The organism is Achromobacter spanius (assembly GCF_002966795.1).
In the GTDB taxonomy this organism is placed as follows: domain Bacteria; phylum Pseudomonadota; class Gammaproteobacteria; order Burkholderiales; family Burkholderiaceae_B; genus Achromobacter; species Achromobacter spanius_D.
Map to the genome: position 1 here is coordinate 172497 of NZ_CP023270.1, position 22359 is coordinate 194855.

At 67.2% G+C, this 22359-nt stretch carries 27 protein-coding genes and 2 pseudogenes; 3 read left to right on the forward strand and 26 right to left on the reverse strand.

The window, feature by feature from the left end:
• Positions 1-14 precede the first annotated feature (14 nt).
• Entirely contained in the window at positions 15-1172 is a 1158-nt protein-coding gene (locus CLM73_RS00840) for a trypsin-like peptidase domain-containing protein (protein WP_105236919.1), read from the forward strand.
• Between the two features lie 281 nt (positions 1173-1453).
• Here CLM73_RS00840 and CLM73_RS29330 read toward each other — a convergent pair.
• Together CLM73_RS29330 and tatC are read right to left on the reverse strand one after the other, a co-directional pair.
• Positions 1454-1675: pseudogene (locus tag CLM73_RS29330) on the reverse strand (helix-turn-helix domain-containing protein); the annotation flags it as partial.
• Between the two features lie 121 nt (positions 1676-1796).
• Positions 1797-2591, reverse strand: a complete 795-nt coding sequence (gene tatC / locus CLM73_RS00850; protein WP_105236920.1) for a twin-arginine translocase subunit TatC — start codon at positions 2589-2591, stop codon at positions 1797-1799.
• On the opposite strand from tatC, the gene CLM73_RS29370 reads away from it, so the two are divergent.
• Positions 2545-3075 (forward strand): pentapeptide repeat-containing protein, encoded by a 531-nt coding sequence (locus CLM73_RS29370; RefSeq protein ID WP_418904942.1) that lies wholly within the window; start codon positions 2545-2547, stop codon positions 3073-3075. The genes tatC and CLM73_RS29370 overlap by 47 nt on opposite strands.
• Before the next feature lie 13 nt (positions 3076-3088).
• Here the strand turns inward: CLM73_RS29370 and tatB are convergent.
• The 24 genes and pseudogenes from tatB to CLM73_RS00970 form a co-directional block, all read right to left on the reverse strand.
• Positions 3089-3259, reverse strand: a pseudogene (tatB, locus tag CLM73_RS29375) (Sec-independent protein translocase protein TatB); the annotation flags it as partial.
• A gap of 75 nt (positions 3260-3334) precedes the next feature.
• Positions 3335-3562 carry a Sec-independent protein translocase subunit TatA gene (tatA, locus tag CLM73_RS00860; protein WP_105236922.1) on the reverse strand — a complete coding sequence of 76 codons (228 nt, stop codon included), beginning with the start codon at positions 3560-3562 and terminating at the stop codon, positions 3335-3337.
• A 14-nt stretch (positions 3563-3576) separates the two neighbouring features.
• Positions 3577-3945 (reverse strand): histidine triad nucleotide-binding protein, encoded by a 369-nt coding sequence (locus CLM73_RS00865; protein ID WP_056565630.1) that lies wholly within the window; start codon positions 3943-3945, stop codon positions 3577-3579.
• A 17-nt stretch (positions 3946-3962) separates the two neighbouring features.
• On the reverse strand, positions 3963-4313 hold the full coding sequence (locus CLM73_RS00870; RefSeq protein WP_056565627.1) for a phosphoribosyl-ATP diphosphatase: 351 nt from the start codon (positions 4311-4313) through the stop codon (positions 3963-3965).
• Positions 4310-4714: a phosphoribosyl-AMP cyclohydrolase gene (gene hisI, locus CLM73_RS00875; protein WP_056565623.1), complete on the reverse strand. Its 405-nt coding sequence runs from the start codon at positions 4712-4714 to the stop codon at positions 4310-4312. Before hisI ends, CLM73_RS00870 begins: the two co-directional genes overlap by 4 nt.
• A 2-nt stretch (positions 4715-4716) precedes the next feature.
• The gene (gene hisF / locus CLM73_RS00880) at positions 4717-5538 is read right to left on the reverse strand and encodes an imidazole glycerol phosphate synthase subunit HisF (RefSeq protein ID WP_056565619.1); all 822 of its coding nucleotides are present in this window, start codon (positions 5536-5538) and stop codon (positions 4717-4719) included.
• Positions 5535-6275, reverse strand: a complete 741-nt coding sequence (gene hisA, locus CLM73_RS00885) for a 1-(5-phosphoribosyl)-5-[(5-phosphoribosylamino)methylideneamino]imidazole-4-carboxamide isomerase (protein ID WP_105236923.1) — start codon at positions 6273-6275, stop codon at positions 5535-5537. Before hisA ends, hisF begins: the two co-directional genes overlap by 4 nt.
• A gap of 56 nt (positions 6276-6331) precedes the next feature.
• A complete protein-coding gene (gene hisH, locus CLM73_RS00890; protein ID WP_105236924.1) occupies positions 6332-7030 on the reverse strand; it encodes an imidazole glycerol phosphate synthase subunit HisH in 699 nt (232 codons plus the stop codon).
• Positions 7031-7078: 48 nt separating this feature from the next.
• On the reverse strand, positions 7079-7666 hold the full coding sequence (hisB, locus tag CLM73_RS00895; protein WP_105236925.1) for an imidazoleglycerol-phosphate dehydratase HisB: 588 nt from the start codon (positions 7664-7666) through the stop codon (positions 7079-7081).
• Position 7667: 1 nt separating this feature from the next.
• Entirely contained in the window at positions 7668-8774 is a 1107-nt protein-coding gene (hisC, locus tag CLM73_RS00900) for a histidinol-phosphate transaminase (protein WP_105236926.1), read from the reverse strand.
• The gene (gene hisD, locus CLM73_RS00905; protein ID WP_105236927.1) at positions 8771-10075 is read right to left on the reverse strand and encodes a histidinol dehydrogenase; all 1305 of its coding nucleotides are present in this window, start codon (positions 10073-10075) and stop codon (positions 8771-8773) included. The genes hisC and hisD overlap by 4 nt, the downstream gene beginning before the upstream one ends.
• 61 nt (positions 10076-10136) lie before the next feature.
• Positions 10137-10811 carry an ATP phosphoribosyltransferase gene (gene hisG, locus CLM73_RS00910; RefSeq protein WP_056565602.1) on the reverse strand — a complete coding sequence of 225 codons (675 nt, stop codon included), beginning with the start codon at positions 10809-10811 and terminating at the stop codon, positions 10137-10139.
• Positions 10808-12079 carry a UDP-N-acetylglucosamine 1-carboxyvinyltransferase gene (gene murA, locus CLM73_RS00915; protein WP_105241327.1) on the reverse strand — a complete coding sequence of 424 codons (1272 nt, stop codon included), beginning with the start codon at positions 12077-12079 and terminating at the stop codon, positions 10808-10810. The genes hisG and murA overlap by 4 nt, the downstream gene beginning before the upstream one ends.
• Positions 12079-12324: a BolA family protein gene (locus CLM73_RS00920; RefSeq protein WP_056320382.1), complete on the reverse strand. Its 246-nt coding sequence runs from the start codon at positions 12322-12324 to the stop codon at positions 12079-12081. Before CLM73_RS00920 ends, murA begins: the two co-directional genes overlap by 1 nt.
• A gap of 5 nt (positions 12325-12329) precedes the next feature.
• Positions 12330-13142 carry an ABC transporter permease gene (locus CLM73_RS00925; protein WP_105236928.1) on the reverse strand — a complete coding sequence of 271 codons (813 nt, stop codon included), beginning with the start codon at positions 13140-13142 and terminating at the stop codon, positions 12330-12332.
• Positions 13139-13951 (reverse strand): ABC transporter ATP-binding protein, encoded by an 813-nt coding sequence (locus tag CLM73_RS00930; protein WP_105236929.1) that lies wholly within the window; start codon positions 13949-13951, stop codon positions 13139-13141. The genes CLM73_RS00925 and CLM73_RS00930 overlap by 4 nt, the downstream gene beginning before the upstream one ends.
• Before the next feature lie 174 nt (positions 13952-14125).
• Positions 14126-14755: an MlaC/ttg2D family ABC transporter substrate-binding protein gene (locus CLM73_RS00935; RefSeq protein WP_105236930.1), complete on the reverse strand. Its 630-nt coding sequence runs from the start codon at positions 14753-14755 to the stop codon at positions 14126-14128.
• Positions 14756-14792: 37 nt separating this feature from the next.
• On the reverse strand, positions 14793-15602 hold the full coding sequence (locus CLM73_RS00940; RefSeq protein WP_105236931.1) for a VacJ family lipoprotein: 810 nt from the start codon (positions 15600-15602) through the stop codon (positions 14793-14795).
• 82 nt (positions 15603-15684) lie between these two features.
• On the reverse strand, positions 15685-16185 hold the full coding sequence (gene mlaD, locus CLM73_RS00945) for an outer membrane lipid asymmetry maintenance protein MlaD (RefSeq protein ID WP_056565588.1): 501 nt from the start codon (positions 16183-16185) through the stop codon (positions 15685-15687).
• Between the two features lie 12 nt (positions 16186-16197).
• The gene (gene mlaE / locus CLM73_RS00950) at positions 16198-16986 is read right to left on the reverse strand and encodes a lipid asymmetry maintenance ABC transporter permease subunit MlaE (RefSeq protein WP_105236932.1); all 789 of its coding nucleotides are present in this window, start codon (positions 16984-16986) and stop codon (positions 16198-16200) included.
• Positions 16983-17819, reverse strand: a complete 837-nt coding sequence (locus tag CLM73_RS00955) for an ABC transporter ATP-binding protein (protein ID WP_056565582.1) — start codon at positions 17817-17819, stop codon at positions 16983-16985. The genes mlaE and CLM73_RS00955 overlap by 4 nt, the downstream gene beginning before the upstream one ends.
• Positions 17820-18093: 274 nt before the next feature.
• Complete coding sequence (locus CLM73_RS00960; RefSeq protein WP_105236933.1) at positions 18094-19155, reverse strand: NAD(P)H-dependent flavin oxidoreductase; 1062 nt, start codon at positions 19153-19155, stop codon at positions 18094-18096.
• 18 nt (positions 19156-19173) lie between these two features.
• Complete coding sequence (locus CLM73_RS00965) at positions 19174-20151, reverse strand: tripartite tricarboxylate transporter substrate binding protein (protein WP_105236934.1); 978 nt, start codon at positions 20149-20151, stop codon at positions 19174-19176.
• Positions 20152-20177: 26 nt separating this feature from the next.
• The gene (locus CLM73_RS00970) at positions 20178-21407 is read right to left on the reverse strand and encodes a YbfB/YjiJ family MFS transporter (RefSeq protein WP_105236935.1); all 1230 of its coding nucleotides are present in this window, start codon (positions 21405-21407) and stop codon (positions 20178-20180) included.
• A gap of 65 nt (positions 21408-21472) precedes the next feature.
• On the opposite strand from CLM73_RS00970, the gene CLM73_RS00975 reads away from it, so the two are divergent.
• Positions 21473-22345 (forward strand): LysR family transcriptional regulator, encoded by an 873-nt coding sequence (locus CLM73_RS00975; protein WP_105236936.1) that lies wholly within the window; start codon positions 21473-21475, stop codon positions 22343-22345.
• Positions 22346-22359: the final 14 nt, after the last annotated feature.

Here is a 22359-nt window from a genome sequence, read left to right on the forward strand (position 1 = left end):
GTCCTATCAGAAACATGCGCCGATATTGGCTGATCTTTGCTCAGGCCGTCACGGTCTGCCTGGCTATTCTATTCGTGGTGACGACATTGCGGCCCGACCTGCTGCGCGTGAACGGGCCCGGTACTGTGCCGCCGGCCACCGCCGCGGCCGGACGCGCGTCCGCAGACGATGTGGGCGCGGTGTCGTACGCGGATGGCGTGGCCAAGGCGGCGCCCTCGGTGGTGAACGTATTTACGACCAAGCACGTGAATGTGCCGTTGATTCCGCTGCCCGACGATCCGGTGCTGCGCCAGCTGTTCGGACAGGTGCCGGGCGTGAGCCGGCGCGAAGCGTCGACCAGCCTGGGCTCGGGCGTGATCGTGAATGCGGACGGCTATGTGCTGACCAACTATCACGTGGTGCAGGCCGCGGACGCCATCGAGGTGGCGCTGCGCGATGGGCGGCGCGATACCGCCAAGGTGGTGGGCGCGGATCCGGACACGGATCTGGCGGTGCTCAAGCTGTCGAAGCTGCGCGACCTGCCCGCCGCGACGCTGGCGTCCGACAAAGGCTTGCGCGTGGGCGACGTGGTGCTGGCGATCGGCAATCCGTTTGGAGTGGGCCAGACCACCACGCAGGGCATCGTGTCGGCGCTGGGCCGCAACGGCCTGGGCTTGAACACGTACGAGAACTTCATTCAGACCGACGCGGCGATCAACCCGGGCAATTCGGGCGGCGCGCTGGTCGATGCCTACGGCAACCTGGTGGGGATCAACACCGCCATTTATTCGGAATCAGGGGGGTCGATGGGCATCGGCTTTGCGACGCCGATTGAAATTGCGCGCAAGGTCATGGACGACATCGTCAAGACCGGGGCGGTCAAGCGCGGCTGGCTGGGCGTGGAGCCGCAGGACATGACGCCGGAACTGGCGCGGGCCTTCGAGCTGCCGCGCGATGCGGCGGGTGTAATCATTGCCGGGGTGATGCGCGACGGTCCGGCCGCGCGCGGCGGCCTGCGGGTGGGCGATATCGTTCAGACGGTCAATGGCAAGCGGGTGGCGGACACGACCAGCCTGCTGTCGGAGATTGCGCAGGTGCCGCCGGGCCAGCGGGCCACGCTGGGCATCTTGCGCAGCGGCAAGCCGGCGGAACTGGCGGTTGTGATGGGCACGCGGCCGGGCAAGCCGCGTTAAGCGCATTTGCGCGCCGCCGCGCGGGCGGCGGCGGCGTCTGGTTTGCCGGAGAGCTCGCGCACCAGCGCCAGGATCAGTCGCTTGGTGCTGTCGGGTTGCGGCGCCAGCCGCGCGCAGATTTCGGCGCAATAGCCGTCCATGCCTTCGGCCACGGCGTCCTGCAGGCCGGGTGAGGTTCCCGACCCAGGGCCGGACCCGGCGCCAGCCTCGGACCCAGATCCAGACCCAGACCCAGATCCAGACCCAGACCCAAACCCAATCCCAGAGCCGGCCCCAGCCTTTGGCGAGGAGGCGGGCACCACGCCATCCGTCAGCCACGGCACGCTGGTGCCGAGGGCCCGCGCCAGCCGCACGAGCGTGTTGCGGGCCGGCGAGTAGCGGTCTTCGCGCGTAAGGATGCGGTGGATACAGGACTGCGGCACGCCCGACAGGCGCGCAAGCTGGTTCTGGCTATGGATGCCGCGCCACCGCATGAGGGCGCGCAGTCTTTGGGAGAGCGACATGACTGCAATGTAGGACTGCAATCATGGGCCGACAAGGTAAAACGGTCCGCTTTTATGCGGACCGTCTGAGTAGCTATCTGCCTTGCCGTGGCGTTGCCGATGCGTTGCCGGCCATCCGGCGTCAGTGGCGTTCGGTCAGGGAGTCGGCGGCCGCGTCGTCTGCAGGCGCACCCTCTTTCGGTGTGACCATCCGGGCGCAGATCAGCCCGACCTCATAGAGCAGGCACAGCGGCACCGCGAGCATGAACTGGCTGACGACGTCGGGCGGGGTGACCACGGCCGCGATGATGAACGCGCCCACCACCACGTAGCCGCGCGCGGCCTTCAGCTTGGAGAGCTCGACCACGCCCATCTTCACCAGCAGCACCACGGCCACTGGCACCTCGAAGGTGATGCCGAATGCCATGAACATCGTCATGACGAAGCTCAGGTAGGCCTCGATGTCCGGCGCCGGGGTGATGGACTGCGGCGCGAACGTGGCGATGAAGTGGAACACCGTGCGGAACACCACGAAATAGCAGAACGCCATGCCCGCGATGAAGAGGAACGTGCTGGAAACGATGAGCGGCAGCGCGAGGCGCTTCTCGTGCCGGTACAGCCCGGGCGCGACGAAGGCCCACGCCTGATACAACACCACGGGCAACGCCACGATGAACGCGGCCATCATCGTGACCTTGACCGGCACCATGAACGGCGTGATGACGCCGGTGGCGATCATGCGGGTGCCTTCGGGCAGCGAGGCCAGCATCGGGGCGGCCAGCACGTCATAGATGGCCGACGCGCCGGGATAGATGAAGAGCACGATGAACACGGCCACCACGGCGCCGACGGCACGCAGCAGGCGGGTGCGCAGCTCGACCAGGTGGGAGATGAAGGTCTCTTGCTGGCCTTCTTCTTGGGTTGCGTCCTGGGTCACGACGGAGTTCCAGAGGGCGAGACGGGCTTGGCGGCGGGCGCGGCGACGTCAGCCGCAGGCGCGCTGGGCGCCGGGGCGGGTTGTTGAGGGGCGGCGGCCGGACGCGGTGCGGGCTCGGCGGCGGGCAGGTCCAGATCCAGATTGTGGTTCTGGCTGGGGGGCGCGATCGTGCGCGCGGGCTCGGCGGGCGCGCCCGCGACGGAAGCGTCGGCAGTGGGCGAACCTGCGGCAAGCGATCCTGCGGCAGGCGAACCTGCGGCAGGCGATCCTGCGGCAGGCGATCCTGCGGCAGGCGCCTGTGCAGCGTCAGCCACTGGGGCAGTCACCGGCGCCGGCGCAACAGCCGGCGTGGTCTTGCCGCTGGCTTCGCGGGCCACTTCGTCGAGCTCGGCGCGGAACTGCTGCACCGGTTCCTGCAGCGAGGCACCGGTCTCGTTCAGCGATTGCTGCACGCCTTGTGCCGCATCTTCCATTTCGGTCTTGAACTTGCGAAGTTCGTCGAGTTCGATTTCGCGCTGGATATCGGACTTGACGTCATTGACGTAACGCTGCGCGCGCCCGAGCAGGTGGCCGACGGTGCGGGCAACCTTGGGCAGGCGTTCGGGGCCGATGACGATCAGGGCGACGACGCCGATCACCATCAGTTCAGTGAGGCTGACATCAAACATTCGACGGCCGCTTGGGAATTGAAGCAATAAGGGCCGGCCCGTTCAGGGCTGGCCCGCAGGGAGACTGGCTGGCGCTCAGGAGTTGGACTTTTCCTTGGCCTGCACGTCGATGGTTTCGCCGGAGACGCGCTGTTGCGTGACCGGTTCAGCGGGCTTGTCGCTGTTGGCTTCTTTCATGCCGTCCTTGAAACCCTTGACCGCGCCGCCCAGATCGCCGCCGATGTTGCGCAGCTTCTTGGTGCCAAAAATGAGCGCAACGATGACCAGAACGACCAACCAATGCCAAATGCTGAAACTACCCATGATGATTCTCCGAATTACGCAGTGGGGGCCACGCGCCCTTTCCAGGGACGCGAGCCGCCGATGATGTGGAAATGCAGATGCGGGACTTCCTGGCCGCCTTCGACGCCAGAATTGATCATGATGCGAAATCCGCCATCAGGGCCCGGACGGCAACCGTTCTCGGCGGCAAGCCGCGGCGCCAACGACATCATTCTACCCAACCAATCTGCGTCCTCGCCCGTAATATCCTGCATGGATGTGACATGACGTCGGGGGATCAGCAGTAAATGCACCGGCGCGGCGGGATTGATATCGTGGAATGCAACAAAGTCCTGGTCCTCGAAGACCTTCTTGGACGGGATTTCGCCAGCGGCGATCTTGCAGAAAAGGCAGTTGTCGCTCATGGGTGTGGTTTCCGTGGTCAGTCTTTCGGGCGGCTTGCCTTTTCCACCAGGCCCGAGAGGCCTTCGCGGCGGGCCAGCTCGGCCAGCACGTCTTCGGGCCGCAGGTTGAAATGCGTCAGCGCCACCAGGCAGTGGAACCACAGATCGGCGGTCTCGCTGACGATGCGGTCGGGGACGCCATCCTTGGCGGCCATGACCAGTTCCGTGGCTTCTTCCCCGATCTTCTTCAGGAAGGCGTCCGGCCCCTTGGCCAGCAGCTTGGCCGTGTAGGAGGCGGAAGGATCGCCGCCGTTCTGCGGACGGCGGGTTTCCAGGGTGTCTGCAATGCGGGCCAGGATGTCGGCCGCGGTCAGGGTCTGATCGGTCATTTGTAGATGAGTTCCGGGTCTTTGAGCACCGGATCCACCGTGACCCAGGACGCCTGATCGGTCTGGCCTTCCAGGCGGCGGAAGAAGCAGCTGGCGCGGCCCGTGTGGCAGGCGATGCCGCCTTCCTGGTGGACTTTCAAGAGCACTACGTCGCCGTCGCAATCCAGGCGCAGCTCGTGCACTTCCTGGACGTGGCCGGATTCTTCGCCCTTGCGCCACAGACGCTGGCGCGAGCGCGACCAGTAGACGGCGCGGCCCGTAGCGGCCGTTTCGGCCAGGGATTCGCGGTTCATCCAGGCCACCATCATGATCTGGCCGTTTTCGGCGTCTTGGGCGATGGCGGGAATCAGGCCGTTTTCGTCGAAGACGACGTCGGCCATCCAGGTGGGTTCGTTGCTCATAATCAGTCCAATCGTACGGCGATGCCCTGTTCGGCCATGAAGTGCTTGCACTCGCCGACGGTATGCTGGCCAAAATGGAAGATGCTGGCGGCCAGCACGGCGCTGGCGCGGCCGGTGGTGACGCCGTCGGCCAGATGCTGCAGGTTGCCCACGCCGCCCGAGGCGATGACGGGCACCGGCACGGCGTCCGAGACGGTGCGGGTCAGTTCCAGGTCGAAACCGGACTTGGTGCCGTCGCGGTCCATGCTGGTCAGCAGGATTTCGCCGGCGCCATAGGCGGCCATGCGGCGCGCCCACGCCACGGCGTCCAGGCCGGTGGCCTTGCGGCCGCCGTGTGTGAAGACTTCCCAGCGGGCCGGTTCGCCGGGCGCGGACACGCGGCGGGCGTCGATGGCCACGACCACGCACTGCGAGCCGTGGTAGTCGGACGCGGCGCGAACCAGGTCGGGATTGGCCACGGCGGCGCTGTTGATGCTGATCTTGTCGGCGCCGGCATTGAGCAGGCGCTGGATGTCGGACACCTGGCGCACGCCGCCGCCCACGGTCAGCGGAATGAAGACCTGCGACGCCACCTGCTCGATGATGGGCAGGATCAGGTCGCGGCCGTCGCTGGTGGCGGTGATGTCCAGAAAGGTGAGTTCGTCGGCGCCCTGCTCGTTGTAGCGGCGGGCGATCTCGACGGGGTCGCCCGCGTCGAGCAGGTTGACGAAGTTCACGCCCTTGACGACGCGGCCGGCCGTGACGTCAAGGCAGGGAATGATGCGGCGGGTCAGCGCGTTCTGTGCGGACGCGCCGGCCCCGGGGGTGCTGCTGGATGTGGTCATTTTGCCAATTCGTCGGCGCGCGCCTGCGCGGCCTGGAAGTCGAGCGTGCCTTCGTAGATGCTGCGGCCCAGGATGGCGCCTTCGATACCCTCTTCTTCGACGGCGCACAGCGCCTCGATGTCCTGGATGCCGGCGATGCCGCCCGACGCGTACACGGGAATGCGCACGTGCTGGGCCAGGCGCACCGTGGCGTCGACGTTGACGCCCGACAGCATGCCGTCGCGGCCGATGTCGGTGTAGATGATGGCTTCGCAGCCGTAGTCTTCGAACTTCTTGGCCAGATCCAGCACGTCGTGGCGGGTGAGTTTGCTCCAGCCGTCGGTGGCGATCTTGCCGTCGCGGGCGTCCAGGCCGACGATGATCTGGCCCGGGAAGGCACCGCAGGCGTCCTGCAGGAAGCCCGGGTTCTTGACTGCGGCGGTGCCGATGATGACGTACGAGATGCCGGCGTCGAGGTAGCGTTCGATGGTGTCCAGGTCGCGGATGCCCCCGCCGATCTGGACGGGAATGTCGTCGCCGACGGCGTCCAGGATCGCCTTGATGGGCGCCTCGTTCTTGGGCTTGCCGGCGACGGCGCCGTTCAGGTCGACCAGATGCAGGCGGCGGGCGCCCTGGTCCAGCCAGCGGGTGGCCATGGCGGCGGGGTCTTCGGAGAACACCGTTGCATCGTCCAGGTCACCCTGGCGCAGGCGAACGCAGCGCCCGTCTTTGAGGTCGATGGCGGGGATCAGCAGCATGGTTGGCAGCGAGTAAGAAAGTGGGGTTGAAAGGGCTGGCGCACGCGGCTCAAGGCCTAGGGCTGCCAGTCTACAAAATTGCGATACAGGCGCAAACCGTGCTCGGCGCTTTTTTCGGGGTGGAACTGCACCGCGAAAATGTTAGCTGCCGCCACCGCGCAGGTAAAGGCGACGCCATAATCGGTTTCACCAACCGTCAGGCCCGGATCGGCCGGGTCGGCGTAGTAACTATGGACGAAATAGAAGTGCGAGTCGTCCGGAATGCCGTCCCAGATCGGGTGAGAGCGCGTGTGGCGGACTTTGTTCCAGCCCATGTGCGGCACCTTCAGGCGCTCGGGACGGGTGTCGACCAGGCCAGCGCCGCCGGTGTCGGCGAGGCAGGCCTCGTCGTCGGCGGGGATCAGGTCGGCAAAGCCGGGGCCGGAAAAGCGGCGCACGACGCCCGGGAACAGGCCCAGGCAGGCGGTGCCGCCCTCTTCGCTGGATTCGAACAGCATCTGTTCGCCCACGCAGACGCCCAGCAGGGGCTTCTCGCGGGCGGCGCGCACGACGGCGTCGCGCAGGCCGGATTCGTTCAGGGTGCGCATGCAGTCCGCCATGGCGCCCTGGCCCGGGAAGACCACGCGGTCGGCTGCGGCGATTTCCTGGGGCTGGTTGCAGATACGGATGTCGGCGTCAGGCGCGGCGTATTTCAGGGCGCGTGCGACGGAATGGAAATTGCCCATTCCATAGTCGACGATGGCGATAGTGGTCACTTCTGTCTGCCTGGTGCGGTGCGAAAGTGGATTGCGTACGTTACAGCGTTACAGCACGCCCTTGGTGGACGGCACGACGTCGCCCATGCGGGGGTCGACTTCGAGGGCCATGCGCAGCGCGCGGCCACAGGCCTTGAACACGGTTTCCGCCTGGTGGTGCGAGTTGAAGCCGCGCAGGTTGTCGATGTGCATCGTGATCAGCGCGTGATTGACCAGGCCCTGGAAGAATTCGCGCGTGAGGTCCACGTCGAAGCTGCCGATGTGCGAGCGCGTGAACGGGATGTGATATTCCAGACCAGGACGGCCGGAAAAGTCGATCACGACGCGCGACAGCGCTTCGTCCAGCGGCACGTAGGCATGCCCGTAGCGGCGCAGCCCGGCCTTGGTGCCCGCGGCCTTGGCGATGGCCATGCCCAGCGTGATGCCCACGTCTTCCACCGTGTGATGCGCGTCGATGTGCAGGTCGCCCTCGGCCTTGATGTCCAGGTCGATCAGGCCGTGGCGCGCGATCTGGTCCAGCATGTGGTCCAGGAAGGGCACGCCCGTGTCGATCGTCTGCTTGCCGGTGCCGTCGAGGTTGATGGCCACGCGGATGCGGGTTTCGTTGGTGTTGCGGGTGATTTCTGCGGTACGCATGTTAAGCACTCAAGATCTCTTGCAGGGCGGATAGCAAGGCGGCGTTCTCGGCCGGGGTGCCCACCGAAATGCGCAGGCAGTCGGCCAGCAGCGGGTGGGCATTGGAGAAGTTGCGAATCAATATTTTGCGCGCTTTCAGGGCAAGATGCACGGCGTTGCCGTCGAGCTTGCCGGAAAAGCGGGCGAGGACGAAATTCGCGGCGGAAGGGAATACCCTGACGCCGGGCAATTGCGCCAGCGCCGCGGCCAGCGGTTCGCGGTCCGCGCGCAGCCGGGCGGCCTGTTCGTCCAGCACGGACTTGTGGCGCAGCACGGCCAGCAGCGTCGCCTGGGTCAGCACGTTCAGGTTGTAGGGCGGGCGCACCTTGTTCAGCTCGGCGATCCACGCGGGATGCCCGGCCAGGTAGCCGAAACGCAGGCCGGCCAGGCCAATCTTGGACACCGTGCGCATGACGACGACGTTGGGCGCATCCAGCACCTGCGGCATCCAGGTGTAGTCCGCGAACGGCTGGTAGGCCTCGTCGATCACCACCAGTCCGGGCGCGGCCTGGATGATGGCGTTGACGTCTTGCGCTGACCACAGGCCGCCGGTCGGATTGTTGGGGGTGGCCAGGAACACGAGCTTGGGCTGGTGCTCGCGGATGGCGGCCAGCATGGCCGGCAGATCCAGGCTCAGGTCCGCGGTCAGCGGCACGCCCACGAAACGCGCGTGATCGAAACGGGCCGCCATGTCGAAGTACACGAACGACGGCCACGGCGACAGCACCACGTCGCCCGGGTTGCAGCACGCCTGCACCATCAGGTGGATGAGTTCGTCCGAGCCGTTGCCGAACAGCACGTCCGCGGCGTCCGGTACGCCGAAGGCCGTCTTGACGGCGGCCTCAAGCGCCGACAGGTCGGCGGACGGATAGCGGTTCAGCGGCGTGTCGCGGACGGCGCGCGCGATGTCGTCGCGCACGGCCTCGGGCAATTCGTACGGGCATTCCATGGCGTCCAGCTTGATGCAGCCTTCGGCATGGGCGACGGGGTACGCCGCCAACCCGCGAATATCAGCGCGGACGGTATCTTTGATGCGGCCGGCGACGCCATCCGCCGGAGCCGCGCTCATGGCTTGTCGATCCGGTACTGGGCGCTGGCGGCGTGCGCCTGCAAGCCCTCGCCCAGCGCCAGTTCGGCGGCAATGCGGCCCAGCGTCTGCGCGCCGGCGTGCGAAACCTGGATCAGGCTGGAGCGCTTCTGGAAGTCATAGACGCCCAGCGGCGACGAGAAGCGCGCCGTGCGCGAGGTGGGCAGCACGTGGTTCGGGCCGGCGCAGTAGTCGCCCAGCGCTTCCGAGCTGAAGCGGCCCATGAAGATGGCGCCGGCGTGGCGGATGCGGGCGGTCCAGACCTCGGGCTGCTCGGTGGAGATCTCCAAATGCTCGGGAGCGATGTCGTTGGCGATCTGGCAGGCTTCTTCCAGGTCGCGGACCAGGATCAGCGCGCCGCGGTTGGCCAGGCTGACGCGCAGGATGTCGGCGCGCGGCATGGTGGGCAGCAGTCGGGCGATGGACGCTTCGACCTCTTCGATGAAGGCGGCGTCGGGACAGAGCAGGATGGACTGCGCCAGTTCGTCGTGCTCGGCCTGCGAGAACAAGTCCATGGCGATCCAGTCGGCCGGCGTCTTGCCGTCGCAGATGACCAGGATTTCGCTGGGGCCGGCGATCATGTCGATGCCGACCACGCCGAACACGCGGCGCTTGGCGGCGGCAACATAGGCGTTGCCCGGGCCGACGATCTTGTCCACGGCCGGCACGGTATCGGTGCCGTAGGCCAGCGCGCCCACGGCCTGCGCGCCGCCGATGGCGAACACGCGGTCCACGCCGCTGATGGCGGCCGCAGCCAGCACGATGGGATTACGCACGCCATCCGGCGTGGGCGTGACCATGACCAGTTCCTGCACGCCCGCGACCTTGGCCGGGATGGCGTTCATCAGCACGGACGACGGATAAGCGGCCTTGCCGCCGGGCACGTACAGACCCACGCGGTCCAGCGGGGTGACCTGCTGGCCGAGCAGCGTGCCGTCGGCTTCGGTGTAGGTCCAGGTCTCGGCGCGCTGGCGCTCGTGGTAGGCGCGCACGCGGTCGGCGGCGGCTTCCAGCGCGTTGCGCTGGGCGGCCGGCAGCGCGGCCAGGGCCGCATGCCAATCGGCCTTGGGGATCTCCAGCGTATGGACGGCCGCGTCCGGCATGCGGTCGAACCGCTGCGTGTATTCCACCAGCGCGGCGTCGCCGCGGGTGCGCACGTCGGCCAGGATGCTGGCGGCGGCGCGGTCGATGGATTCGTCCTCGGTGGCCTCGAAGGCCAGCAGCGTGGACAGAGCGGTTTTGAAACCGGGATCGCGGGAGTCGAGACGATTGATCATGGCCATGGCGTCATGGAGCAAAGCGGGTAACGGTATCGGCCGCCGCGCCGGGCGCGGCGGGCGGGAATCAGACGTTGCGGGAGGCGGCTCTTGCGAAGGCGTCCAGCAGCGGTTGCAGGCGGTCGCCGCGGGTTTTCAGGGCGGCCTGGTTGACGATCAGGCGCGACGAAATCGGCATGACGTCTTCCACGGCAACCAGGTCGTTGGCGCGCAGCGTGCCGCCGGTGGACACCAGGTCGACGATGCAGTCGGCCAGGCCGACCAGCGGCGCGAGTTCCATCGAACCATACAGCTTGATGATGTCCACGTACACACCCTTGGCCGCGAAGTGTTCACGGGCTGACTGCACGTACTTGGTGGCCACGCGCAGGCGCGCGCCCTGGTGGACGGCGGCCTCGTAGTCGAAGCCGTTGCGCACGGCCACTGCCAGGCGGCACTTGGCGATGTTCAGGTCGATGGGCTGGTACAGGCCGCCGGGCTGTTCCTTGGCGTGCTCGATCAGCACGTCCTTGCCCGCGATGCCCAGGTCGGCCGCGCCGTATTGCACGTAGGTGGGCACGTCGGAGGCGCGCACGATGATCAGGCGCAGGCCGGGATCGCTGGTGGGCAGGATGAGCTTGCGCGAGCTTTCCGGGTTTTCCGGAACGTCGATGCCGGCTTCCGCCAGCAGCGGCATGGTTTCTTCGAAGATGCGGCCCTTGGACAGCGCCAGGGTCAGGGGGGTGACGGAGGCATTGCTCATTGAGCCTGTTCCTTGCCGGTAACTCGTTGGATGTTCGCGCCCAGGGCGCGCAGTTTCACTTCCATCTGGTCGTAGCCGCGATCCAGGTGGTAGATGCGGTCGACCAGCGTGTCGCCATCGGCGGCCAGGCCGGCGATGACGAGGCTGGCCGAGGCGCGCAGGTCGGTGGCCATGACGGTGGCGCCCGACAGGCGCGGCACGCCGCGCACGATGGCGGTGTGGCCGTCGATGTCGATCTGGGCGCCCATGCGGCGCAGTTCCTGCACGTGCATGTAGCGGTTCTCGAAGATGGTCTCGACGATGACCGACGTGCCGTCGGCCACGGCGTTCAGCGCCATCAGCTGGGCCTGCATGTCGGTGGCAAAGCCCGGGTATTCGTGCGTGCGAAAGCCCACGGCCTTGGGGCGCTTGTCCATCGCGCCGCGGATCCAGTCCGGGCCGGTCTCGATGGTCAGGCCCGCTTCGGCCAGCTTGTCCAGCGTGGCGCCCAGGATGCCGGCATCCGCGTTCTTGAGCAGGATGTCGCCGCCGGCCGCGCCGACCGCGCACAGGAAGGTGCCGGCTTCGATGCGGTCGGAGATGACGCGGTGCTCGGCGCCGTGCAGGCGGTCGACGCCGTCAATCACGATGCGGTCGGTGCCGTGGCCCTGGATGCGGGCGCCCATCTTGATGAGCAGTTCGGCCAGGTCCACGACTTCGGGTTCGCGCGCGGCGTTTTCCAGCACGGTGCGGCCTTCGGCCAGCACGGCGGCCATCAGCAGGTTTTCCGTGCCGGTGACCGTGACCATGTCGGTGCGGATGGACGCGCCCTTCAAGCGCTTGGCGCGCGCCACGACGAAGCCGTGTTCGATGCTGATTTCAGCGCCCAGCGCGGCCAGGCCTTTGATGTGCTGGTCGACCGGCCGCTGGCCGATCGTGCAGCCGCCGGGCAGGCTGACGCGGGCTTCGCCAAAGCGTGCGACCAGCGGTCCCAGCACCAGGATCGACGCGCGCATCGTCTTGACCAGGTCGTACGGCGCTTCCAGGCTGTCGACGTTGGCGGCCTGAAGCGTGACCACGCCGTCGTCCGCACGCTCGGCGCGCACGCCCATTTGGGCCAGCAGGCGCAGCATGGTGCCGGTGTCGTTCAGGCGCGGCACGTTGGACAGGACCAGCGTGTCGGCGGTCAGCAGGCCCGCGCACAGGATCGGCAGCGCCGAGTTCTTGGCCCCGGAGATCGAGATCTCGCCATGCAGCCGCGCGCCGCCGGTGATGCGTAGCTTGTCCATCATTCGCCCGCTTTCTGGTATTCGGCGGGAGTCAGGGTGCGCATCGACAGGGCGTGGATCTCGGCCTTCATGCGGTCGCCCAGCGCGGCGTAGACGAGCTGATGGCGCTGGATCAGGCGCTTACCTTCGAAGGCGGTGCTGACGATGACGGCGTCAAAGTGCGAGCCGTCGCCCTGCACGTCGAGATGTTCACAGGGCAGGCCGTCAGCGATGTATTGGCGGACTTGCGCGGGAGTGGGAAGCATGGACGTCAGTTCCTGAGTTTGTAGCCGCTGGACAGAAGCCGCAGCGCGTAAGCGGAGAGCGCGAGGAACACCGCCGTCACCACCGCCAGGCTGTGCCAGGGCGAGACGTCCGACACCGAGAAGAATCCGTGGCGGAATCCGTCGATGGTGTAGAAGATGGGGTTCCAGTGCGAGACGCTTTGCCAGAACGGCGGCAGCGTATGGATGGAATAGAACACGCCGGACAGGAAGGTCGCCGGCATGATCAGAAAGTTCTGGAAGGCCGCGAGCTGGTCGAATTTTTCGGACCACAGACCTGCGATCAGCCCGAGCGTGCCCATGATGCCGCACGCCAGCACCGCAAAGACCAGCACCCACAGCGGATGCGCGGGCGTCAGCGGCACGAAGAAGAGCGCCACGGCCCACACGCACAGGCCGACCGCGAGACCGCGCGCGATGGCGGCCAGCACGTACGCGCCGAAGATGTCGCGGTGCGACAGCGGCGGCAGCAGCATGAAGACCAGATTGCCCGTGATGCGGCTTTGGATGAGCGACGAGGACGGGTTCGCGAACGCGTTCTGCAGCATGCTCATCATCATGAGCCCGGGGATCAGGAAAGACGTGTAGGGCACGGTGCCATACACCGTGACGCGCCCTTCCAGCACGTGGGCAAAGACCAGCAGGTACAGCAGCGCGGTGATGACGGGTGCGGCGATGGTCTGGAAACTGACCTTCCAGAAGCGCAGCAATTCCTTGCGCAGCAGGGTCGGAAAGCCCGAACCCGCGTCCAGGCGGGGCTGCACCAGCGGCTGGCCGGCAGACGTGGCGGGCTGGGTCATGATGAGATCTCTTCGGGTTGCAGGGCGCGCGCGCCGGGCTCGTCGTCCTGGTGCATGATGCGCACGAAAGCATCTTCCAGGTCCACGCCGCCCACGCGGGCCAGGAGGGCCTGGGTGGTGTCCAGCGCCACGACGCGCCCGCCCTTGAGCATGGCGATGCGATTGCAGAGCGCCTCGGCTTCTTCGAGGTAGTGCGTGGTCAGCATGATGGTGTGACCGGCCCGGTTCAGCCGCGAGATGAACTCCCACAGCGTGCGGCGCAGGTCCACGTCCACGCCTGCTGTCGGCTCGTCCAGCACGATGACCGGTGGCCGGTGCACCAGCGCCTGCGCCACCAGCACGCGGCGCTTCATGCCGCCGGACAGCGCGCGCATGTTGGAATTGGCCTTGTCGGCCAGACCCAGGTTGAACAGGATCTCGTCGATCCAGTCGTCGTTCTTGCGCAGGCCGAAATATCCGGACTGGATGCGCAACGTTTCGCGCACGGTAAAGAATGGGTCATAGACCAATTCCTGCGGCACGACGCCCAGCGCACGCCGCGCCGACTTGTAGTCGGCCACGACGTCGTACCCACAGACGGTGGCGCGGCCCGCGGTGGCGTGTGCGAGGCCCGCCAGGATGGAAATGAGCGTGGTCTTGCCCGCGCCGTTCGGGCCGAGCAGGCCAAAGAATTCGCCGTGCTCGATATTCAGGCTGACGTTGTCCAGCGCCTGAAAGCCCGGACGGGGCGTGCGCCCGAGCAGCTTCTGCCAGCCGCGCTGGCGCGGCGAGTAGATCTTGGAGACGTTTTCTAGGCTGACGGCGGACATGACGGGGGGAGATGGCCCGAAAAGAGCGAATTGACCATTATATAAGCGCGATGTGGCGGGAGCCGGGGATGGCCCCGGTGGCGATGGGGGCGGCGGGGTGTTGCGTCCCCAAAACAATCGGCCCGGCGGACCCCCGAGGGGGCGCGCCGGGCCGAGCGAAGCCTGAGCAGATTTTTACTTGTTGCGCTGGTTCAGCGCCTGGATCAGGCCGTCGATGCCATTCTGGTTGATCTGCTGGGCGAACTGGTTGCGGTAGTTCTCGATCAGCCAGATGCCTTCGACGTTCATGTCGTAGATCTTCCAGCCCTGCTGGGTCTTTTCCAGGCGGTAATCGACGCCTACCGGCTGGCTGTTGGACTGGCTGATCAGCGTGCGCACGACCACGTCGTCGGCCTTGGGATCGCCGCGGAACGGCAGGCCGGTGATGGTGGTGCTGGACGTGACACGGGTCAGCGCGCCGCTGTACGTGCGGATCAGCGTGCCGCGGAAGGCTTCGGCCAGCGCGGTTTTCTGCTGATCGGAGGCCTGGCGCCAGTAGCGGCCGGCGGCCAGGCGCGTGGTCTTCTGGAAGTTGACGTACGGCAGGATGTGCTGGTCGACGACTTCGTTGATGCGGGCGGTGTTGCCGGCCCGCAGCGCGCCGTCGGACTTCAGGACATCAAGGGCCTCGTTGGCGGCGGCCAGGACGAACTGCTCGGGCGGCCCGTTGGGGTCCGGCTTGGCGTGCGCGGCCGTGGCGGCCGCCAGGCCGAGAAGGCCCGTGAACACCAGCCGTTGCAACAGGGAGGGAATGGAAAATCGCATCAAATCTCCTTCAATACCGAAAGCGCAAGGCCTCAGCTTACTTGTTCGCGGGTTGCGGCGCAGGCACGGGGGCCGGCGCGGGTGCGGCGGGGGCGTCGTCGTCGCCGTCGTCTTCGTAGTTGGGCAGGGAGCCTTCGTCATCGACGCGGTGGCCCAGCACCATGGCGGCGCGGCGTTGCAGGAAGGCGTCGCGCACGAAGCTGTACGGGTCGAGCGCCACGCGGTCGATGGTGTCGGTGGTGTCGAGCAGGTTGGCGCGCGTGTCGACGATGCGCAGGCCCCACAGCGAGTTGCGCAGGCGCACGTTGTCGATCGAGTCGACGCCCATGTAGCCGTAGGTGGTGCCATACAGGTCGCCGACCAGGCCGACGCCGTCGCGCACGCTGGAGGCGCCGAAGAACGGCAGCACCAGGTACGGGCCCTGGCTGAAGCCCCAGACGCCCAGCGTGGTGCCGAAGTCGTTGGGGATCTTGCGCGCGCCATTGGCCGAGGCGACGTCGAAGCAGCCGCCCACGCCCATGGTCGTGTTGAACAGGAAGCGGCCAAGCGTGTTGACGAAGTCGTGGCCGCGGCCCTGCAGGAAGCTGTTGGTGCCGGACCAGAGGTCGCCGACGTTGCTGAAGATGTTGTGGATGCAGCTGCGCACCGGCTGCGGCGTCACAAACGTGTAGGCCTGCGCGACCGGCTTGAACACCGCGCGGTCGACCGTGTCGTTGAACTGGTAGACGCCGCGGTTGAAGCCTTCCCAGGGGTCGCGCGGGTCCGGATTCTTGGGGGCGGCGCAACCGGCCATCAGCGCGCCCGCCGCTGCGACGGTGGCAATTCGGGAAATAGCTTTCTTATTCATGATCCGGGTATCCCTATCAACAATTCTTTTGTTATCGCGACGGCGAGACGCAGCGTTGTACCAGCTTGATGGCGCCGCGCCTTCAATCCTGGGCCTTGGGGGCCGATTCCGGCGCGGCGGTCGTGCCTTGCTTTTCCGCCGACCCGTACAGGAACTGGCTGATCAATTGCTCCAGGACCACGGCGCTTTGTGTATAGCGGATTTTTCCGCCGTCGGTAAAGTTATCTTCTTCGCTGCCGGCGGTCAGGCCCAGGTATTGCTCGCCCAAGAGGCCCGAGGTCAGGATGGACGCCGACGAGTCCTTGGGGAACTGGTAGGCCGTTTCCAGATCGACCGAGACGATCGCCTGGAAAGTCTTGTCGTCGAAGGAAATGCCCGTGACCCGGCCCACCACCACGCCAGCGCTCTTGACCGGCGCGCGCACCTTGAGGCCGCCTACGTTATCGAAGTTGGCGGTCACGGTATAGGTCGGGGCAAAGGAAAACGTGCTCAAGTTGCCGGCGCGCAACGCCAGGAATCCAAGCGCGATCGCGCCGAGCAATACAAACAGGCCTACCCAGAAGTCGGTTTTTTCGCGTGACATGATCGATCCGTATCAATTTCCAAACATCAAGGCGGTGAGCAGGAAGTCCAGCCCGAGTACCGCCAGGGAGCCCACGACCACGGTACGCGTGGTGGCGCGGGCAACGCCTTCGGGAGTGGGCTTGGCCTGCCAGCCTTCATAAAGCGCCACCAGCGTCACCGTGACGCCGAAGACGACGCTCTTGATGGCGCCGTTGGCGACGTCTTTCCATACATCGACGCCGTTCTGCATCTGCGACCAGAAGGCGCCCGCGTCCACGCCAATGAGCAGCACGCCCACGACCCAGCCGCCCAGGATGCCCACCATCGAGAACACCGCCGCCAGGATGGGCATGGCGATGATGCCGCCCCACAGGCGCGGCACCAGCACCCGGCGTATCGGGTCGACGGCCATGACTTCCATGGCCGACAGTTGTTCGCCCGCTTTCATCAGGCCGATCTCGGCGGTGAGCGAGGTGCCGGCGCGGCCCGCGAAGAGCAGCGCGGTAACCACGGGACCCAGCTCGCGCACCAGCGACAGGGCCACCAGCAGGCCCAGTGCCTCCTCGGAGCCGTAGCGGTTCAGCGTGTAATAGCCCTGCAGGCCCAGCACGAAGCCCACGAACATGCCGGAGACGGCAATGATCAGCAGCGAATAATTGCCGATGAAGTGGACCTGCTGCGACACCAGGCGCGGCCGCGACAGTGCGATGCCGCTGCGCGCCAGCATGGCGCCGAAGAAGCGGGTGAAGTAGCCGATGCCGGCGACGCGGGAGCGCACCCAGTGGCCCAGCCCGGCGATGGCGTTATTGGAAGCGCTCATGCTTTGCGCCCTTTCTGTTGCGACAGCCACTTCTGGAAGGCGGGCGTTTCGGGATACTGGAACGCGACCGGACCGTCGGGCTGGCCCTTGAGGAATTGCTGCACGTAGGGGTCCGGCGAGGCGGCGAGCATTTGCGGCGTGCCGGCCGCAGCCAGCTGACCGCGGCCCACCAGGTAGACCTGGTCCGCGATGGCAAACGACTCCTGCACGTCGTGGGTGATCAGCACCGAGGCGCAGCCCAGCCGGTCGGCAAGGCTGCGGATCAGGCGGGCAGTGATGCCCAGCGAGATCGGGTCCAGCCCGGCGAAGGGTTCGTCGTACAGGATGAGTTCGGGCTCCAGCACCACGGCGCGGGCCAGCGCCACGCGCCGCGCCATGCCACCGGAGATTTCGGAGACCTTCAGGTGGGCGGCGGCGCGCAGGCCGACGGCGTCCAGCTTGTCGAGCACGCGGTCGGTGAGTTCGGCTTCGCCGATGCGCGTGTGCTCGCGCAGCGGAAAGGCCACGTTTTCGAAGACGTTAAGGTCGGTGAACAGCGCGCCCTGCTGGAACAGCACGCCCATGCGCTTGCGCAGGGATTGCACGTCGGCGCGGGAGGCCGTGCCGATGTCCTGGCCAAACGCCAGGACACGGCCCTGCTGAGCGGTGATCTGGCCGGTGGCCGCGCGCAGCAGCGTGGTCTTGCCGGACCCGGAGCCGCCCATGACCGCCACCACCTGACCGGCCCGGACGTCCATGGAAATATCGCGCAAGACGGTGAAATCACCGTAGCCAAGCGCCACACCTTCCAGGCGCAGGGCGAATTCCGGGGTGCTGCTGGTTTGAGCGGGCATGGGCAACGAAAGGGAGTTTCGGCGGCGGAGCTTGCCCTGCTGTCCTGTCGACACGCGGGACCGAGAACCTGGCCGGCGCGGACAAGACAGGCTGCGTCGGGAAGCGCCCTGTTACTCAGATGCCGGGGCAAGCGTAAGCGTTCGCTCCCGACGGCGAGGCGCCATTGTAGCCCGACGATGTGTAATCACAATTGGAGCGGCCGCCCGTGGAACAGTGTTTTCGGCTTCAGGAACAATCCCGCCGTCCCCAATCAGGCCTGGCCGCCGCGAGCGCTCAGCGCCGTGCCTGCGCCGCCGCCGTTTCCCGGGCAAGCCGCTGGATCAATTCCGCCGTCGACTCGCGACGCGCCAGCGGCGCGCCTTGGCCGGCCCACAGGGACAGGACATTGATGTTGCCGCTCTTGCCACCCGCCGTGCGCATGGGCCGCGTCAATGCGTTCTGCAGCGGGTACGGCAGAATGTCGCCGCTGATGGCGTCCGCATCCCGCATGAAGGCATTGGCGATACCGCGCGCCGGGCGGCCCGAAAAGGCGCGGGTGATCCGGGATTGTTCCGCGCGCGAGGCGGACACGACGGCCTTGTACGCATCGCTAATCCCGGATTCTTCCGTGGTGAGAAAGGCCGTCCCCATTTGTGCGACGTCCGCGCCCAGTGCCAGGGCGGCCGCGATCCCGCGCCCGTCCATGATGCCGCCCGACGCAATGACCGGTACCGAAACGGCGTCCGCCACTTGGGGGACCAGCGCCATGGTGCCGATCAGGGACGCCTCGAACGCATCGAGGAAGGTGCCACGGTGGCCGCCTGCCTCCGCGCCTTGCGCCACGATGGCGTCAACGCCGTCCTGTTCCAGCGCCTGCGCCTCGCGGACGGTCGTGGCCGTGCCCACGGTCAGGATGCCCAGCTCGCGGCAGCGGGCCAAAGCCGCGGCCGGCAGACGGCCGAAGGTGAAGCTGAGAACGGCGGGCCGGATGCGCAGCACGGCCTCGAGCTGACCCGGCAGCGGGTCTGCCTGCGGACCAGGGGCCTCGGGCGCGGGCAGGCCCAGTTGCTCGTGGTAGCGCGCCATCAGGGCCAGCATCCCGCTCGCGTCGCCCTGCATGGGCTCGTGCGGCACGGACGCGAACAGGTTGATGGCGAACGGGCGATCCGTGCGGGCACGGATCGCTTCGGCGGCCGCTTCGATCTGTTCCGGCGTCATGTAAGCCCCGCCGAGCGATCCCAGGGCGCCCGCCTTCGATGCCTCGGCCACCATGTCCACCGTGGTGGCGCCGCCCGCCATGGGCGCCTGGATGATGGGATGGGTCAGCTTGAGCAGTTCAATCAAAGGGGTAGCCATGGGAAAACTCCTGGGAGGTTATTGAAGCTGGATGTTTCCAGCCTTGATGACGTGCGCCCACTTGTCGCTTTCGGTCTTGATGAACGCGGCAAATTCCTCGGGCGTGCCGCCGCCGGCCTGGCTGCCGGTGTCGGCAATGGCCTTCTGCACATCCGGTTCCTTCAGGATGCGGTTGAACTCGGCGTTGAGCTTGGCGATGATCGGCCCGGGCGTGCCGGCCGGCGCCACGATGCCCTGCCAGTTGTAGGACTCGAAGCCCGGCAGGCCGGATTCGGCCATGGTGGGCACGTCGGGCAGCACGGCCAGGCGCTTGGCGGAGGTGACGGCGATCGGGTGGATCTTCTTGCCCTGGATGGCGGGCAACGCTGAATAGCCCATTTCGAACATCATCGCGATGTGGCCGCCCATGAGGTCGGTTGCGGCCAGGCTGCCGCCCTTGTAGGGCACGTGCACGATGTCGATGTTGGCCTGTTCGCGGAACATCTCGCCCGACAGGTGATGCGCGCCTCCCACGCCGGACGAGCCGAAGGTCAGCTTGCCCGGCTCCTTCTTGGCCAGCGCGATCAGGTCGGCCAGCGACTTGACCGGAAGTTCGTTGTTCACGCTCAGGACCAGCGGACTGTTTTCGATCAGGATGATCGGGGCCAGGTCCTTTTGCGGGTTGTAGGGCATTTCCTTCATCAGCGACGGATTGACCGCCATCGGGGCCAGGTTGCCCGTGCCGATCGTGTAGCCGTCCGGCGCGGCCTTGGCGATGAGGTTGGTGCCGACCACGCCACCCGCGCCCGCCTTGTTCTCGACGACGACGGGCTGACCCAGCGATTCGCCCAGCTTGCGCGCCAACAGACGCACGCGGGTGTCGGCAAAGCCGCCCGGCGCGTAGGGCACGATCATGGTCACGGGCTTGGCGGGCCACTCGCCAGTCTGGGCCTGGGCGGCGCCGCCAAAGGCGGCCGTGGCGGCCAGGGCGGCGATCAGGGGACGTAGTGCTTTCATGCTGGGGACTCCTCTTTACCTGCTTTCTAATTGCTGTGTGGTTGGCCCGAAGGGCCGATGGCATTATGCCCAGCGCCATTGCCATCTGTCGTGACTTTTCCCAGCGCCCACGCGGACATCGCCAGCAACGCCGCGCTGGCCGCCAGCACCTGCGGCAGGCCTGCGCCCCAGCGCGCGGCCCACGAGGCCAGCAACGGCCCCAGAATCTGCCCGGCCGCAAACGCCGCCGTCATGATGGCCGCCGCCCTGGGCGCTGCCGGACCCGACAGGCGGCGCGCGGTCAGCATGCCCGCCTGCGTGATCACCATGAAGGTGCCGCCGACCAGCAGCGCCGCCACGATCACGGCGGCGATGTGATGCCACAGGGCCACGGTCAGCATGCCCGCCGCCATCAGCGCCTGCGCGCCGCGCCACACCTGTCTGTCGTCGCGGCCGCGCGCCAGCCGCGGAACCAGCAGGCAGGACAGCGCCGCGGCCATGCCGAAAAGCGGCCACGCCCAGCCGAAGATCGCTGGGTCGGGAAAGATCTCCTTGGCCATGGCCGGCAGGAACGTGGCGGGAATGATGTAGCCGACCCCGAAGACGCCGTAGTGCAGCGACAGCGCGGCGATGCCGCGCGGCAGGCGGGCTTGCGGCGCGTCGGTAGCCGCCCGGCGGACCGGCGGCGAATGCCGGCTGAGTCCGGGCCACGCCGCCACGGACAGCGCCAGCGCCAAGCCGCCCAGCGCGGTCCAGGTCACGCCAGCACTTGCGCGCGAGGCCATCAGGGCCAGACAGGCCAGTCCCGTCAGTGCAATGCCCGCGCCCACGCCGGCATACGTCACCGCCGAAGCCGTGGCCTCACGCGGGTCGCCGGCGGGCACTGGCCGCCATGCGACCACGCAGATGAAGGCGCTGGCGCTGGCATAGCCCGCGGCAAGCCGCAGCACCGACCAGCCCGCCACGCTGTTCAGCAGCGGCATGGCCAGCGTCAGCGCGGCCACGGCGGCCAGGCTGGCCGCCAGCGTGGCGCGCAGCCGGCGCACGGGCCAGACGATCGCCGCCAGCGCGCCCAACAGATACCCCGCGTAGTTGGCCGACGCCATCCAGCCGCCCTGCGCCAGCGACAGGCCGGACTCCTGCGCCATCAACGGCCAGACGGGCGTGAAGGCGAAGCGGCCGATGCCCATGGCCGCTGCCAGCGCAAGCGCTGCGGGCCAGGCCAGGCTGGCGGCGCTAGCCGAGGGATGAGGGGAAGGGTTTGCAGGCGTTGACATGGAGCCTACTCTACGGCTGTACTAATATCTTGAATAGTGAATTATTAAGAACGTGAGTTCCCAAAATGAGAAACTTGGACCTCGACGCGCTGCAGATCTTCAAGACGGTGGCGGATCAGGGTGGCGTGGCGCGCGCCGCCGCGCATCTGAACCGGGTGCAGTCCAATGTGTCGACGCGCCTGAAGCAGTTGGAATCCTCGCTGGGAACGCCGCTCTTTCGCCGGCAGAACCGCCGGCTGGTGCTGTCGGACCAGGGCCGCGTGCTGCTGTCGTACGCCGACCGCCTGCTGCGCCTGTCCGACGAGGCGCAAGCGGCCGTCCGGGAAGGCGCCCTGCAGGGCGTGCTGCGCATCGGCACCATGGAAAGCACGGCCGCCGCCCGCCTGCCGCCCATCCTGGCGGCCTATCACGCGGCCTGGCCGCAGGTGCGGATCGAGCTGGTGACCGGCACATCGGGCGCATTGGCCGCCATGGTGCGCAACTACGAGATCGAGGCCGCCTTCGTGGCGCAGCCATTCCCCGCGGAAGGCCTGGCGGCAATGGATGCGTTCAAGGAGGAGCTGGCGCTGATCTCGCCGTTGGCCTGGGATCCGATCGGCAATCCGAAAGACCTGGGCAACCGCAGCGTCATCGCCTTTGCGGCGGGCTGCTCGTACCGGCGCATCCTGGAGTCGTGGTTGAACCAGGAAGGCATTGCGCCCGGCAAGGTGATGGAGTTTGCGTCGTATCACGCCATCGTGGCGTGTGTGGCTGCCGGGACCGGCGTGGCAATCGTGCCGCGCTCGGTGCTGGCCGTGCTGGGGGCGGAGCAGACAGTGCGCGTGGGGGCGTTGTCCGGGCCCCATGGGCAGGCCCTTACCCAGCTGATCTGGCGCGCCGACGACGACACGCCGGCGTTGCAGGCCCTGCGCAGCCGGCTTGCGCCGCCGCGGGATTGAGCGATGCGCGCGGC

What these genes read in the sequence shown, in the direction of transcription:
- CLM73_RS00840 (WP_105236919.1), top strand. Translation starts at nt 15, where the DNA reads ATGCGCCGATATTGGCTGATCTTTGCTCAGGCCGTCACGGTCTGCCTG.
- CLM73_RS29370 (WP_418904942.1), top strand. Translation starts at nt 2,545, where the DNA reads ATGAAGGTCTCTTGCTGGCCTTCTTCTTGGGTTGCGTCCTGGGTCACG.
- tatA (WP_105236922.1), bottom strand. Translation starts at nt 3,562, where the DNA reads ATGGGTAGTTTCAGCATTTGGCATTGGTTGGTCGTTCTGGTCATCGTT.
- CLM73_RS00865 (WP_056565630.1), bottom strand. Translation starts at nt 3,945, where the DNA reads ATGAGCGACAACTGCCTTTTCTGCAAGATCGCCGCTGGCGAAATCCCG.
- CLM73_RS00870 (WP_056565627.1), bottom strand. Translation starts at nt 4,313, where the DNA reads ATGACCGATCAGACCCTGACCGCGGCCGACATCCTGGCCCGCATTGCA.
- hisI (WP_056565623.1), bottom strand. Translation starts at nt 4,714, where the DNA reads ATGAGCAACGAACCCACCTGGATGGCCGACGTCGTCTTCGACGAAAAC.
- hisF (WP_056565619.1), bottom strand. Translation starts at nt 5,538, where the DNA reads ATGACCACATCCAGCAGCACCCCCGGGGCCGGCGCGTCCGCACAGAAC.
- hisA (WP_105236923.1), bottom strand. Translation starts at nt 6,275, where the DNA reads ATGCTGCTGATCCCCGCCATCGACCTCAAAGACGGGCGCTGCGTTCGC.
- hisB (WP_105236925.1), bottom strand. Translation starts at nt 7,666, where the DNA reads ATGCGTACCGCAGAAATCACCCGCAACACCAACGAAACCCGCATCCGC.
- hisC (WP_105236926.1), bottom strand. Translation starts at nt 8,774, where the DNA reads ATGAGCGCGGCTCCGGCGGATGGCGTCGCCGGCCGCATCAAAGATACC.
- hisD (WP_105236927.1), bottom strand. Translation starts at nt 10,075, where the DNA reads ATGGCCATGATCAATCGTCTCGACTCCCGCGATCCCGGTTTCAAAACC.
- hisG (WP_056565602.1), bottom strand. Translation starts at nt 10,811, where the DNA reads ATGAGCAATGCCTCCGTCACCCCCCTGACCCTGGCGCTGTCCAAGGGC.
- murA (WP_105241327.1), bottom strand. Translation starts at nt 12,079, where the DNA reads ATGGACAAGCTACGCATCACCGGCGGCGCGCGGCTGCATGGCGAGATC.
- CLM73_RS00920 (WP_056320382.1), bottom strand. Translation starts at nt 12,324, where the DNA reads ATGCTTCCCACTCCCGCGCAAGTCCGCCAATACATCGCTGACGGCCTG.
- CLM73_RS00925 (WP_105236928.1), bottom strand. Translation starts at nt 13,142, where the DNA reads ATGACCCAGCCCGCCACGTCTGCCGGCCAGCCGCTGGTGCAGCCCCGC.
- CLM73_RS00930 (WP_105236929.1), bottom strand. Translation starts at nt 13,951, where the DNA reads ATGTCCGCCGTCAGCCTAGAAAACGTCTCCAAGATCTACTCGCCGCGC.
- CLM73_RS00935 (WP_105236930.1), bottom strand. Translation starts at nt 14,755, where the DNA reads ATGCGATTTTCCATTCCCTCCCTGTTGCAACGGCTGGTGTTCACGGGC.
- CLM73_RS00940 (WP_105236931.1), bottom strand. Translation starts at nt 15,602, where the DNA reads ATGAATAAGAAAGCTATTTCCCGAATTGCCACCGTCGCAGCGGCGGGC.
- mlaD (WP_056565588.1), bottom strand. Translation starts at nt 16,185, where the DNA reads ATGTCACGCGAAAAAACCGACTTCTGGGTAGGCCTGTTTGTATTGCTC.
- mlaE (WP_105236932.1), bottom strand. Translation starts at nt 16,986, where the DNA reads ATGAGCGCTTCCAATAACGCCATCGCCGGGCTGGGCCACTGGGTGCGC.
- CLM73_RS00955 (WP_056565582.1), bottom strand. Translation starts at nt 17,819, where the DNA reads ATGCCCGCTCAAACCAGCAGCACCCCGGAATTCGCCCTGCGCCTGGAA.
- CLM73_RS00960 (WP_105236933.1), bottom strand. Translation starts at nt 19,155, where the DNA reads ATGGCTACCCCTTTGATTGAACTGCTCAAGCTGACCCATCCCATCATC.
- CLM73_RS00965 (WP_105236934.1), bottom strand. Translation starts at nt 20,151, where the DNA reads ATGAAAGCACTACGTCCCCTGATCGCCGCCCTGGCCGCCACGGCCGCC.
- CLM73_RS00970 (WP_105236935.1), bottom strand. Translation starts at nt 21,407, where the DNA reads ATGTCAACGCCTGCAAACCCTTCCCCTCATCCCTCGGCTAGCGCCGCC.
- CLM73_RS00975 (WP_105236936.1), top strand. Translation starts at nt 21,473, where the DNA reads ATGAGAAACTTGGACCTCGACGCGCTGCAGATCTTCAAGACGGTGGCG.